8 protein-coding genes and 1 riboswitch are annotated in these 13,350 nt (G+C 38.5%); of the genes, 4 read left to right on the plus strand and 4 right to left on the minus strand.

Features of this window, described 5'->3' with window-relative positions:
- Positions 1 to 12: 12 nt before the first annotated feature.
- Positions 13 to 963, minus strand: coding sequence for an arginase (rocF, locus tag KZP23_RS12415; RefSeq protein WP_226332041.1), 951 nt, complete (start codon positions 961 to 963; stop codon positions 13 to 15).
- 450 nt (positions 964 to 1,413) lie between these two features.
- Positions 1,414 to 1,545, plus strand: a riboswitch (SAM riboswitch).
- 126 nt (positions 1,546 to 1,671) lie between these two features.
- Here rocF and KZP23_RS12420 point away from each other — a divergent pair.
- A complete protein-coding gene (locus KZP23_RS12420) occupies positions 1,672 to 2,163 on the plus strand; it encodes a hypothetical protein (RefSeq protein WP_226332042.1) in 492 nt (163 codons plus the stop codon).
- A 621-nt stretch (positions 2,164 to 2,784) separates the two neighbouring features.
- On the opposite strand, the gene KZP23_RS12425 is transcribed toward KZP23_RS12420, so the two are convergent.
- The 3 genes from KZP23_RS12425 to KZP23_RS12435 are packed head-to-tail and all read right to left on the minus strand — an operon-like array spanning position 2,785 to position 8,645.
- Entirely contained in the window at positions 2,785 to 4,281 is a 1,497-nt protein-coding gene (locus tag KZP23_RS12425; RefSeq protein WP_226332043.1) for an efflux transporter outer membrane subunit, read from the minus strand.
- A gap of 2 nt (positions 4,282 to 4,283) precedes the next feature.
- The gene (locus KZP23_RS12430) at positions 4,284 to 7,442 is read right to left on the minus strand and encodes an efflux RND transporter permease subunit (RefSeq protein ID WP_226332044.1); all 3,159 of its coding nucleotides are present in this window, start codon (positions 7,440 to 7,442) and stop codon (positions 4,284 to 4,286) included.
- Between the two features lie 48 nt (positions 7,443 to 7,490).
- Entirely contained in the window at positions 7,491 to 8,645 is a 1,155-nt protein-coding gene (locus KZP23_RS12435) for an efflux RND transporter periplasmic adaptor subunit (protein WP_226332045.1), read from the minus strand.
- 645 nt (positions 8,646 to 9,290) lie between these two features.
- Between KZP23_RS12435 and KZP23_RS12440 the strand changes: the two genes are divergently transcribed.
- The 3 genes from KZP23_RS12440 to KZP23_RS12450 all read left to right on the plus strand — a co-directional run bounded on the left by KZP23_RS12440 (position 9,291) and on the right by KZP23_RS12450 (position 13,195).
- Positions 9,291 to 10,682: an arginine decarboxylase gene (locus KZP23_RS12440; protein WP_226332046.1), complete on the plus strand. Its 1,392-nt coding sequence runs from the start codon at positions 9,291 to 9,293 to the stop codon at positions 10,680 to 10,682.
- Between the two features lie 701 nt (positions 10,683 to 11,383).
- Complete coding sequence (locus KZP23_RS12445; protein ID WP_226332047.1) at positions 11,384 to 12,013, plus strand: RNA polymerase sigma factor; 630 nt, start codon at positions 11,384 to 11,386, stop codon at positions 12,011 to 12,013.
- Between the two features lie 144 nt (positions 12,014 to 12,157).
- On the plus strand, positions 12,158 to 13,195 hold the full coding sequence (locus tag KZP23_RS12450; protein ID WP_226332048.1) for a FecR family protein: 1,038 nt from the start codon (positions 12,158 to 12,160) through the stop codon (positions 13,193 to 13,195).
- Positions 13,196 to 13,350 lie beyond the last annotated feature (155 nt).

Raw genomic sequence — 13,350 nt, forward strand, 5'->3', positions numbered from 1 at the left:
TTAAATTTATACTTAAAAGTTGCTTACCAATGAATGGGTCATGGATTCCAGAACATCAAAGGCATTTTCAGCCATGACATTTTCCGAGTCCAAGGTTGGGTTAACCTCTACAATTTCCCAACAGCAAACTCTTTTATCTTTTATCAATTCTTCATTTAAATGGATGGCTTCATCTACGCTTAAACCATCCGGTACCGGAGTACCAGTTCCTTTGGAAATATTGCTATCCATACTATCCACATCAAAGGAAATGTAAATTTGATCGCAGTCTTTTAATAGGGCCAAGGCCTCCTGGGCAACTTCTGATATTCCTTTTGTTCTCACTTCTTTGGTAGTGAAGTTTTTAATACCATGCTTTTTAATCAATGCATTTTCAGGTTCCTCAGTGTCCCTTACAGAAATATAAACGATATCCTCCGCTTTGATCTTTGGAAAATCACCCCCTATTTTTTTGAGTTTCTCCCAATACTGAATTTCTTCTTCTGATGGCGACTTGACCCTGTTTTCTAGATTGTCTTCCTGGAGACACATGCCTAATGGCATTCCATGCATATTTCCTGAAGGACTGGTATAGGGACTGTGGATATCTGCATGTGCGTCGATCCAGATCACGCCCAACCTTTTGTCAGGGGCTGCAGATTTTATCCCCATGATACTTCCTGCAGCAGTAGAATGATCTCCTGCTAGAATGATTGGAAACTTTTTTTCCAATCTTAGGGCCTTGATGGTATCATGGACATTATTGATGACTTCATATACCCCGTCAATGTATTTTGCGTTTGGATAGATATTGTCTTTCCATAGATAATTATTGGCATCGGGTACACTGATCGGGTCAAACTTGGTGAAAAAGTTTGACTTTTTGTCCAGGCTGGCGATTTTTAGCGCATCTATTCCTAAACTTGCGCCTCTGGTGCCTGCTGCCAATTCTGACCTTACTTCTACCAGTTCAATGTTTCTCATGACCTTTTTCTCTTCGGTTTATTTGGGTTGTGGTATACATCAACCATGGATGTAAAATGATCCCCACAAAAGTAGTTAAAAATGTGCATAAATAGGAAGCGGCTTTAAAATGACTCTTCCAAATATTCATATGTAAGCCTTGGATGACTATGGTGTAGGTCATATAGGGTGGTTTGATCTAAAGGCTTTCTAAAATATGATCTGCTTTTGCGTAATGAAGAAGGGATTGATAGAATATTTTTTACGGAAGAAAAATAATTTTAACTCATTTGGCCTTGGAAAAATGTGGTCTGATTGAATGTGGATTAGGTTTTGATTGTCTGAATATTAATGGGGCAATCACAATGATGAAAATAAAACCCTACAAAATCTATAGGGATATTAGTAAATTAGAAAAAATGTTTTACCTTTGAAGAAGTTATTAGTGAAAAGCCGCTGAGGTAAGTAGCTAATTTATAAAGAATAGGGGAGAGAACAGGCTCAGTGAACCTATAGCAACCTATCCCTCTCGAACCTTCTTATTGGATGGCGGGGAGAAAAGGTGCTAAATCCTGCCTAAAACAATTAAAGGATCTATAAATGAAAAGGAAGATGGGAACACAGCGAATGCAGGACTACTTATTGAATGGCTCAAAACGCTGCTGTTGTTGAAAGATCTCAACGCAGCCAAAATTCTAACAACTAATAACAATTTAAAAAAGACATACCATGACAGCTACAGCTTCTAACTATAATACTTCAGTAATTAATCAAAATACCTTTAGCTTTAAATCTGTAATCAGAAATAATGTACAGGATCAATCCAATATCAATGTGTTTGATTGGTTACAGCAGCATGATGCAGTTAAAGTAGAAGGAAAGGGGGCTTTTGACTTCGCCAATTTTAAAAATTCCAATAAAAGCTTTCAGGTAGTCTATTTCAGCTTAGATGCTGAATTGGCTGATCACTATGCATTGTTCAGAGGAATTGTTTTGGCTGGTCAGCCTAAGGAAGTGTTTTTGGAGAATGTTCATGAGAAAAGAAGTTTTTCTTTGAAGTTTTACAAAAACAACGAGTCAGTAGCCAAAGAATATCTTGAAAAGGTATTTAGAATTGTGAATGAAGAAATCAGGTTCAAGAAAGTGTTGAAAAAAGTGCTTGTAAATCAAGAAAAACACCGACTTGAAGAAAAATTGTTGCTCAATGAGTTGAGCTTATAGAATAAATAATAGACCATTAATAATAACCATACTGAACGCCCCACTTTATTTAAGTGGGGCGTTTTGTTGTTGGCTGCGGGGTCAATCAATATTTCTGGGGTGAATAATTTCAAGCTTAAATTTTGTCCAATCCTTATTGGATTAGACGTAGTTGAAGTCACAGACCTGTCTAGCTAGTCAATTGAGTAAAAGTATGAACTCAGATGAATTATAAATAAATATCCGTGTTCATCTTTATCCATCTGTGGTTAATAAATAGCGCATAGCTAAAATAGATTGTTTTTCCCTGGCTTTTCGGCTTGGTCCAACCTTGTCCCAAAGTAATACCAAAGCTGGGGCAAAGCTGTATCAAAGCTGGGGTAAAGCTGGGTTTAGCCCTCTTTTTTGTTCAAAAGCTTCCTTTCTGGTCCAGATTTGCAATCTGGCCCCATAAATAAACGGCATTTAATAAATAGCGCATATCAAAGCTAAAATAGATTGTTTTCCCCCATCTTTTCAGCTTGGTCCTGGATACGGACTGTTTGTATTTTTTAGTTGAAGCAAAAAGCCCCAAGGCCAGATTTGACCTTAGGGCGTTTAGTTGGTTTAGGGTATGTTTTTGTTGGAGATGAGTCTGTGTTATCATTTCCAGCCGCCACCCAAACTTCTGTACAACTCTATATTGGCGATAAGTAATTGCATTTTTACATCTACCATATAGAGTTCAGTGTCCAGGGCATTGCTTTGGGCATTGATCACTTCTAGATAATTGGCATAACCACTACTAAATAATAAATAGGAGTCTCTTACTGCTCTTCTGGAATTTTTTAGCCTTTCTTTGGCAATATTGTATTCCTCTTCGGCCTTTTGAATACTGATGAGTTTGTTGGAGATTTCTGTGACAGCTCCGATGACTTTTTCTCGAAAGGCCAATTCAGCATTGTCCCTTTCTATCAGTGATACTTTATAATTAGTTTTTAACTTTCTGTTTTGGAAGACAGGCTGGGTCAATGAACCAACAAATCTGCCGAATAAGGCTGTAGGGCTAAAAATGTCACCGGCGTTCAAGGCGTCAAAGCCTATATCAGCCCCGATTTTCAATGACGGGTAGCGCATGGCTTGGGCAATGCCCACATCAGCATTGGCCGAGATAAGGTTCATTTCTGAGGCAATCACATCCGGTCGATTTCTGACTAATTCCATGGGTACGCCTACTGCAATTTCACTTAGCAGCTGGATGTCTGCCAAATCCCTTTTTACCAGGAATTTTTCGCCTGGATATTCTCCCAAAAGCTGACTTAGGTTGTTTTCCTGAATGGCGATTTGTTTCTCGATTTGTGGAACTAGTGAAGCGGAAATCAGTTTCTGAGATTCCGTCTGTGTGATGGCCAATGAAGAAACCATGCCTGAGGCATATTGGAGTTCCACTATACTTAACGTGGAGTCATTTAGCCTGAGGTTAAATTCTGCTACATCCAGCTGTTCCTTGAGCATCATCAGTTTATAATATGCAGTGGCAATTTGTGCGGTAAGATCCGTCTTTACTGCTTTTTGGAAGGATTCCTGCTGCATCAATTTGGCGAGGCTAGACTCCTTTTCTCTCCTGAATTTTCCCCATAGATCTATCTCCCAGTTGGACTGCATGGAAAACATATTTCTTGACCGCTCCAAAAACCATTGCGATGGAGGATTTTCTACACCCTCATAATGTTTGTTATTGGGGCGTGCATAGGATTGATCAGAAAACCTTCGGGACTCATAGCTCGGACCCACTGCAATTTCAGGAAAGAAATTGGCTTTGGATTTTTTAAGATATTCCTCAGCTATTTTCATTTGACCATTTGCTTGCTGTAAGCCAGGGTTGTTTTGCATTCCCTTATTGATCAGCTTGACCAAGATACTGTCTTCAAAGAACTCTTCCCAAGTCAATTCAGCAATATTCCTTATAGCAGCTGTTTTAGCTGTGGAATCTACCTGAACAGAGTCAGAGTCTACATGCCGAAAAGTAGCAGGTAAATTCAAGTCGGGTTTCACATAGTTTTTACCTGCTTTACATCCCGTCAAAATCACAATGCCCAGGATAATGATCAATAGAGACGAAACAGGACTCGATTTATATCTATCTAATTTGTTTCTCATAATTAAGCTGTAGCTGGTTCAAGCTGCTTTACTTTTCCACTTACTTTTTCATGGATGATTTGGAAGATCATGTATAAACTTGGGATGATGAAAATCCCCAAAATCATTCCGGCGAACATGCCTCCTGCTGCACCTACGCTGACAGACTCGTTTCCAACAGCTGAGGCACCTTCTGTCCACATCAGAGGAATCAATCCAGCGATGAAAGCAAAAGAAGTCATAATGATCGGTCTGATCCTTAATCTTGCCGCTTCTACGGCTGCATCAAATATGGAAAAACCTTCTTTTCGCTTTTGATTGGCAAACTCAACAATCAATATGGCGTTTTTTGCCAATAGTCCGATGAGCATGATCAAACTCACCTGTACGTATATATTATTGTTGATACCGGCCAGGTTGATGGCGATAAAAACACCCAGAAGCCCACATGGTAAAGAAAACAATACCGCAAATGGGAGGAAATAACTCTCATACTGTGCAGCGAGCAGGAAGTAGACAAATACCAAGCTGAGTATGAAAATTACCGCGGTTTGTACTCCAGAGCTTTTTTCTTCCAAACTCATTCCTGTCCACTCATAGCTATAATTATTAGAGAGTTCGGTTTCTGCCAATTTTTCAATGGCGTTCATGGCATCTCCGGAACTATAGCCTTCAGCCGGTGTAGCATTGATCGTAATGGAATTGAACAGGTTGTATCGGTTCACGATTTCCGGACCATAGACCCTTTTTAGTGTGATAAGCGTGTTGACCGGAACCATTTCACCTTTGTTGTTCCTGACGAAAATGGCATCCATGGATTGAAGATCCTCACGGTAAGCTACATCCGCTTGCATATAAACCCTGTATTGCCTTCCAAACTTATTGAAGTCTCCAGATTGCACCCTCCCAAAATAACTTTGGATGGAACGCATCATGTCCTGCACTTCTACGCCCATGCTCTTTGCCTTTACATAATCGATTTCTACCTCATATTGTGGGTAATTGGCATTGAAGCTGGTAAAAGCGTCTTCTATTTCAGGAGCTTCCATAAGCTTTTGGATAAAGGCGTCAGCTGTAGCACTGAATTCAGTGAAGCTTTCACCAACCCTGTCTTGAATAACCATCTCAAGTCCATTGAACTCACCAAAACCTTGAACAGTTGGTCTGGAGAAGACATTGATTTTTGCTTCATCGATGTCTTTCATCCTGTTCATTAAATCCAGCTTAAGGGCATCTAGATCCTTCACCTCTCCACGCTCAGATTTGGGTTTTAAGGAAATATACCCCATTGCAAAGGATGGGCTTCGCGCATTTTCAATGACATTAAAGCCTGATACACTGTTCACGGTCAAAACCGCTGGATGATTTCTAAGTATCGAATCGGCTTCCTGTAGTGGCTGCCTGGTCCTGTGCAGGGAAGAACCTGGGGGCATTACCAGTGAATATGTCAAGAAACTGTCGTCTTCAGAAGGAATAAAGGCGCTTGGAGTGTTTTTGAATAAGAAAACCGTCAAGGCCAATATCAAAACCAGCCCCGAAATAGCCACGGTCCTCTTTTCCAAAAACCACTTTACGATTTTTACATACCGGTGAGTGAAAGATTCGAAACCTGTTTCAAAAGCAGTGAAGAGCCTCTTTTGGACTCTTTTTACTTTTGGGAGATCCTTATCCTCGACTTCTTTTTCAGGCTTTAGAATAAGCGCACAAAGCACAGGACTTAGCGTAAGTGCATTGACTGCTGAAATTAATATGGCAAATATTAAAGTGAAGGCAAATTGTCTATAGAACATTCCAACGGGACCTTCCAAAAAGCCTACAGGAACAAATACTGCTGCCATAACGATGGTGATGGAAATGATCGCAGAGGAAATTTCCTTCATGGCTGAAATAGTAGCCTTTTTCGGAGGCAATCGATCGTGCGTCAATTTGTGGTGGACAGCTTCTACCACCACGATGGCATCATCCACCACTATACCGATCGCCAACACCATGGCAAACATGGTCAATACATTGATGGAGAATCCCAATAACTGTAAGAAGAAGAAGGTACCGATAAGTGAAACCGGTATGGCTATGGCCGGAATGATTGTAGATCTGAAGTCCTGCAAGAAGATAAACACCACAATAAACACCAGAATAAAGGCTTCCACAATGGTGTGAATTACCTGGTCCATTGATTCGTCAATCTGATTTCTTACCGAATAAGAAATATTATAAGTGATGCCTTCAGGAAAGTTTTTGGAGATGCGTTCCATGACCTTCCTGATCTCTTCATCTATTTCTTTGGCATTCGAATCGTTGGTTTGCGTGATATTGATGGTGGCTGCAGGCCTGCCATCTACGGTGTTGTCACTGGCCAGGTTGGTGGCACCCAATTCGATTCTGGCAATATCCCTTAGGTAAAGGATGGAACCGTCTTTTCTGGATTTGATGACAATATTTTCATACTGCTCTGGAGTATTGAACCTGCCTTTATGCTTGATGACTGTTTCAAAGACTTCCTCTGAAGTTTCTCCAAATTTTCCAGGAGCTGCTTCAAAGTTCTGGTCATTGATCTGACTGACTACATCTTGTGGTACCAAACCGTAAAGCGCGAGCTTTTCAGGGTTTAGCCAAATCCTCATGGAATAGTTTCTTCTCCCTACAAAAGAGGCTTGTGCCACACCTTCAACCCTTAAAAGTTCTCTCTTAACATCAATTCTGGAGAATCCCTGGATAAAGGTTTCGTCATAGGGGCTGTCTTCATCCTCTGTAAAAATATTGATGGTCATGATATTACCTGTAAGTCTTTTCAATACAGACAAGCCTTCTTTGACCACTTCAGGAGGTAGATCACCGGTAACTGCAGAGACCCTGTTCTGGACGTTTACAGTGGCCATATCAGGATCAGTTCCTGGTTTGAAATAAATATTGATGCTTCCCCGTCCAGAGTTGGTTGATTTGGAACGGATATAGGTCATGTTTTCCACGCCGTTGATGGCTTCCTCCAATGGTGTCATGACCGAAGTCGCCAAGGTCTCTGCATTACTGCCTGGGTAATATACACCCACCCTTACACTGGGAGGGGCAATATCTGGGAATCGGGCTACAGGTAGTCTTAAAAGGCCAATTATCCCCGTTAAGACGATCAATATTGAAATTACTGAGGCAAAAATCGGCCTGTCGATGATAAATTTTATCATTTAGCTAGTTTCTTAGTTAATAAAAGAGATGTTTGCTGCCTGAGGAAATTATTTTTTGGCGAGTCTCTTATCGTGTTCAGGTAGGATCTTCATTCCGTTACTGATTTTGCTGATGCCTGATAGCACAATGGTTTGGTCTTCATTAAGGCCACTTCCTTTGACAATAAAGTTTTTTCCGGATTTTCCTTCTGGGGATATTTCCTTCATTTTTACTGTGTTATCATCTTGAAGTAGGTACACAAATGTTTTGTTTTGTACCTGGTAGGTGGCTTTTTGTGGGATCAAGAACACATCTGAATGTATTTGCTCAAGGATAATCTTTCCTGTATTACCACTTCTGACCAGTTTTTCTGGGTTTTTGAAGCTGGCACGCATGGTGATGGTACCTGTGGAAGGGTCTATTTCTCCTCCGTCAGCATCTATTTGGCCTTTGTGTTCATAGGTGCTTCCATCTGCCAAAATCAACTTAACCTCTGGTTTCATGTAATAGTCAGCAGTGCTATCTGCACGCATTCTTTTGTACTTCAGGTAGTTGGATTCACTCATGGAGAAATATACATATACCTCGCTAATATCCGAAAGGTTAGTGACGGGTTGAGGGTCATTTTTGGTGACCAAGTTTCCCACTCTTTTAGGTATTCTGCCAATATAACCGCTTACAGGAGCCTTTATTTTAGTGAAGCCTACGTTTAGTCTGGAGGTAGCTTCCAACGCTTTTGATTGGGCCAAAGAAGCCTTGGCTACTTCAAGGTCCGACTGGGCAGTCCTCAACTGGACTTCAGAGATGACATCATGGTCTACCAGTGGTTTTAATCTTTCCAGCTCGATTTTCGCATTCTCTAATTTGGCTTCTTCTACCTCTACTGCTGCATGGGCATTTTTAAGGTTTTCCATGTATGGGCTTGCATTTACCGTAAAAAGCAGTTGGCCTTTTTCCACATAGTCACCTTCATCCACATGGATTTGATCCAGTAGACCTTCAACTTGTGGGCGGATTTCCACATTTACCTTGCCTTCAATTGAACCCAAATATTCGAAGTTGATCACTGCCGTGTCTTTTTCTAATGGTAGAACAGAGAGCGAAAGTAGTTCTTCTTCTATCTCTTTTCCCTCTGTATTGCAAGAGATGCAAATTCCCGAAGTCAAGGCGATCACAGGCAGGATTGCCCAGGTCTTTAATGTTTTAAGTATGCTACAATTCATAGTAAATGAATGATATTTTCGATATTTGATAAATTTCTTTTATTCTGATGTTGATTCTATTTACAATATTGATTCCAACTGTTGCTTTTCACTTGTTTAGGTGAAAAACGGCATGTTGCAGGTCAAAAAGTGTGGAATCTCTCTACACTTTATCCCATTTTTACGTTACATTTTGGTTATTTTGTCCCTGATTAGGATTGGATTGTTATGTCCATATGAAAAAAAGATCCATAATTAAGTTTCGTCAGGTTATCCTTTTACTCGGGGTTGGGTTTTATTTTAAAATTTTACAATTATGGTTCCACTCTTTTACTTTTTGATCATAATTGTTCTCAATGGTGCTATTTTGTAAAATAATTGCATTATTCTGAACTTAAATACACGTCTGCTATAGGTTTGAAACTGTGTACCTACTCTCTACATTTTGGGGAATTTAAGATCAGTTTATTAAGTGTGTTTTCTTCTATGTTTTTAGTTTTTACTTTTATTGCTTGTTGATCAGTGGTTTAGGTGATTTTTGGAGGTGCAGATACAGGTTGTTGTTTTAGCAGGCTGTATTTCAGCCTATTAAAAAAAATCGATTTGATTTAAATTTTTATTAATGCAATTTTCGGGTCTATAAGTCATTAACTATATTAATGCTCAATGAACAAATACATTGATTTAATTCAGCAGACATTTGATTTCCCTACTAAGGAATTTAAGGTAGAGGACAATCAACTTTTATTCAATGGAGTGGATCTTATGGAAATAATTGAGACCTATGGAACCCCCTTGAAATTGACCTATCTTCCTAAGATTAGTGAGAGCATTCAAAATGCTAAGACATATTTTAGCAATGCCATGCAGGCCCATGATTATCATGGCAAGTATACTTACTGTTATTGTACCAAATCTTCCCACTTTAGTTTTGTCTTGGATGAGGCACTGAAAAACGATATTCATATTGAAACTTCGTCGACATTTGATATTCCTTTGGTGAGGAACCTTTACGAAAGGGGAAAGATTACCAAAGAAACCCATATTGTTTGCAATGGTTTCAAAAGGGAGCTTTACAAGGAGTACATTGCAGGACTGCTCAATGATGGTTTTGTCAATTGCATTCCTGTACTGGATAACCTTTCGGAGATAGACTATTACTTGGAACATGTGAAAGTGCCTTTTAAAGTTGGTATAAGGATCGCTGCCGATGAGGAGCCTAAATTCGGATTTTATACGTCTAGGCTGGGAGTTAGGTATAAGGATATCATTGATCTTTATGAAAATAAGATTAAAGATAATCCCAATGTGAGTTTGAAAATGCTCCATTTCTTTATCAATTCAGGAATCAGGGATACGGCTTATTATTGGTCTGAGCTGACAAGGTTCATTCAGAAATATGTCGACTTGAAGGCAATTTGTCCTGAATTGGATACTATGGATATCGGGGGAGGCTGGCCAATCAAGACCAATGTGTTTTTTGATTATGATTACCAATATATGGCTGATCAGATCATCAAAAACATCAAATGGATGTGCGCCAAAAACAATACGGTCGAGCCTAATATCTTTACGGAATTTGGAAGCTACACAGTAGGGGAGAGTGGAGCCGTTTTGTATTCTATTTTGGAAGAAAAGCTTCAAAATGATAAAGAGCTATGGTATATGATCGATGGCTCTTTTATCACCCAGCTACCGGATAGTTGGGGGCTAAACCAAAAGTATATCATGCTTGCGGTAAACAATTGGAATGAAGAGTACCATAACATCAATTTAGGTGGATTGACCTGTGATAGCATGGATTATTATAATTCAGAGGCACATCAATACAATATTTATTTACCTAAGAAAGCAGATAAAAAACCTCAATATATTGGATTCTTCCATACAGGAGCCTATCAGGAATCTCTCGGTGGTTATGGAGGAATACAGCATTGCTTGATTCCTGCACCGAAGCATGTCCTGATTGATAGGAATACAGATGGAAGCATAAGTCATCGACTTTTTGCAGAAGAGCAGACAAGTGAAAATATGATGAAAACCTTAGGTTATGAATAAAAAAGGCCGCGAAAGCGGCCTTTTTTAGTTAGATAACTAATTAAAGTTTTATCAATATAGCTGTTAGAATAAATTACTGAATTGTTAATTCGGTAATGAATTGATTGTTTTTATGTTTCTTACGTAAATTTTTAATTTATTTGTTGATATATTTTGAATTAATACCTTCTTGAATTACCTTTGTATCATAAGGAAGAGATAAAAGGTCTCTATACACTGTAGGATGTTGAAATTGGCAGACAAGCCCTCCTGTCTCGAGGGTGGAGAATCAGGGATAAAGCAAATATCGAGCTCGTGTTTTGCCTAACTACTCCGTGGAGGTTCGAGTCCTTCTCCTACAGCAGGTTATTTTGGGTTTATTGTTAATTGACTAAAGCTATGGAATACTATTTCATAGTTTTTTTTTGCCTATTTTTTTCTGAATTATCCTATATATATTATGATGAAGTTAAGTGGAAACGTTTTTAAATAAGATAGGTTTTACTATGATTATTCGTGTTTTTAATGTGGTTATATTTGTTTTTATTGTGGTTAAATTGAATTTTCATAATGCTATTTTTTTGAGCTGTGAACATGTTCTAAATGGATTTAGCTGATGGAATAATATTTTACTATTAAAAAATAGCCTTTATTTAAAGGTTTGGAGTTTTAAATAAAAGGAAATATTCTTTTATTTAATTAGCAATAGACCCAAACCCTAAATGAAAAGTCACCTAACTAATATTCTTTCAGCTAAAGAGGGAAGTGTTTCCCCCAATAGTATGCAAATGACGCATCAAAACGACTTGGATTTATGGAAAGCTTTTAAAAATGGAAGTAATGAGGCGTTTTTAAGCATTTATAAAAAATATTTTAAAAGCTTGTTCAGTTATGGAATCAGGATAAAAGACAATGAGGATTTAGTAAAAGATGCCATCCAAGATGTTTTTTTTGAATTAAAAAAGAATTGTCAGTCACTAAGTGATACTGACTGTATAAAGTTTTATTTGTTTAAGTGTCTTAAACGGAAGATATTCAAAGAGTTTAAGGAATGGGAAGGTCAGCGAGAGGAATTGGTCATACCTGATAGTTTTTCGATTACTTTCTCACATGAGCAAAGGCTAATCAATAAACAAATCGACCTAGAAAAGTCAAAGCGGATAAATAAGGCCATAGGGAAACTTAGTCCAAGGAAGAGGGAGGCCATTTATTATATTTTTTACGAAGGAATGTCCTATCAACAGGTATCCGAATTGATGGAGCTTTGTGATGCCAAATCAGCAAGGGATTTAATATATAAAGCTTTAAGATGTCTTAGGGATTCGGTAGGTGTGCAGTCAGTTTTTTATTAAGTAATTGTTTCTTTTTGTTTAAGTTTTATTCTGTGTTTTTTGATTTATTTAGTTTTATAATTTTATTGTTTCGTAAAATAAGTAATTTTTTTTGGCGTTGTTTTGCTCTTTGTCGCCATTACTTAATAAAGAACCATCATACCAATGAGCAAAGCATCTGAGCTTTTAGAAGATTTGGAATTTATCAAATGGGTAAAATATCCCAGTAAAGAACGGGATGCTTTTTGGAATAAATGGATGGAAGCTAATCCCGATAAAATTAAGGAGTTAATGCTTGCCAGAGAGATAATATTGGGGCTTCAATTTCCGGCTAAACTCCCTTCTCATGAGCTTGAAGAGGAAGTGCTGGCTGGACTGCTCAGGGAGAAAGGGGAGTATGAGAACAAAAAAAAATCAGGTGAAAAGGAAGGATATAGATATGAATGGTTCAATAAGCAACAATGGTTAAAAATAGCGGTAATAGTGACGATGGGCATGGTACTCGCTGTTCTTTATACAGGGTTAGACTCTGGTCAATTGGACAATGAATCCATTTCCGAGACAAAATGGTTGACGAAATCTGTAAATGCTGGAGAAAAGCTAAGTTTTAAGCTTCCTGATCAAACAATCGTGTGGCTAAATTCTGGAAGTAGTTTAAGGTACCCAGAGCGTTTTGACTCGACAGTAAGATGGGTGGAGCTGGACGGAGAAGCTTTTTTTGAAGTGGCAGAAAATCCAGAAAAACCATTTCAGGTTTCATCAGATGGACTTTTGACTACCGCCTTAGGAACATCCTTTAATGTTAATAATATAATTCCAGGGAAAGTGAAAGTGGCCTTGCTTACGGGGAAAGTTTCTATTCAGGCCCGAAATGATAGCCTAACTTATTTTTTGAAGCCAGGGTTGGCCCTTGACTTTGAAAAAGAGTTTCAACAAGCCAAAATCAGGACATTTGATCATGATATAGAACTGGGATGGAAGTCTGGAAAACTTATTTTTGATAATGCCTCATTTAAACAAGTGACTAGAAAGCTTCAGAAATGGTATGGGGTGGATTTTGAAATTGTCGGAGGACCCAAGGAAGATTGGCAATTAAAAGGGGAATTTGAAAACCAGACCCTTGAAAGTGTTCTGAAAAGTATGTCCAATATAGAAGATTTTACATATCAGTTTAAGAATAAAACCGTAGTCCTAAAATTTTAACCATCAAAATATGAATTACATCAATGACTCTTAAAAAAAGCCAACTGATTAAATCAGTTGGCACTTGTTAGCGGTCTGAAAGGGGGATAAATCTATTGGGGAATAGGATGCCCCTTAAAGACCTAATGTTTAATGAAAGTTTCAATAAACCCTTC

This window comes from Echinicola marina, from assembly GCF_020463795.1.
Classification (GTDB): domain Bacteria; phylum Bacteroidota; class Bacteroidia; order Cytophagales; family Cyclobacteriaceae; genus Echinicola; species Echinicola marina.

Excerpts from the sequence above, each read along its gene's own strand:
- KZP23_RS12440 (WP_226332046.1), top strand. The coding sequence starts at position 9,291 with ATGAACAAATACATTGATTTAATTCAGCAGACATTTGATTTCCCTACT.
- KZP23_RS12450 (WP_226332048.1), top strand. The coding sequence starts at position 12,158 with ATGAGCAAAGCATCTGAGCTTTTAGAAGATTTGGAATTTATCAAATGG.
- KZP23_RS12445 (WP_226332047.1), top strand. The coding sequence starts at position 11,384 with ATGAAAAGTCACCTAACTAATATTCTTTCAGCTAAAGAGGGAAGTGTT.
- rocF (WP_226332041.1), bottom strand. The coding sequence starts at position 963 with ATGAGAAACATTGAACTGGTAGAAGTAAGGTCAGAATTGGCAGCAGGC.
- KZP23_RS12430 (WP_226332044.1), bottom strand. The coding sequence starts at position 7,442 with ATGATAAAATTTATCATCGACAGGCCGATTTTTGCCTCAGTAATTTCA.
- KZP23_RS12435 (WP_226332045.1), bottom strand. The coding sequence starts at position 8,645 with ATGAATTGTAGCATACTTAAAACATTAAAGACCTGGGCAATCCTGCCT.
- KZP23_RS12425 (WP_226332043.1), bottom strand. The coding sequence starts at position 4,281 with ATGAGAAACAAATTAGATAGATATAAATCGAGTCCTGTTTCGTCTCTA.
- KZP23_RS12420 (WP_226332042.1), top strand. The coding sequence starts at position 1,672 with ATGACAGCTACAGCTTCTAACTATAATACTTCAGTAATTAATCAAAAT.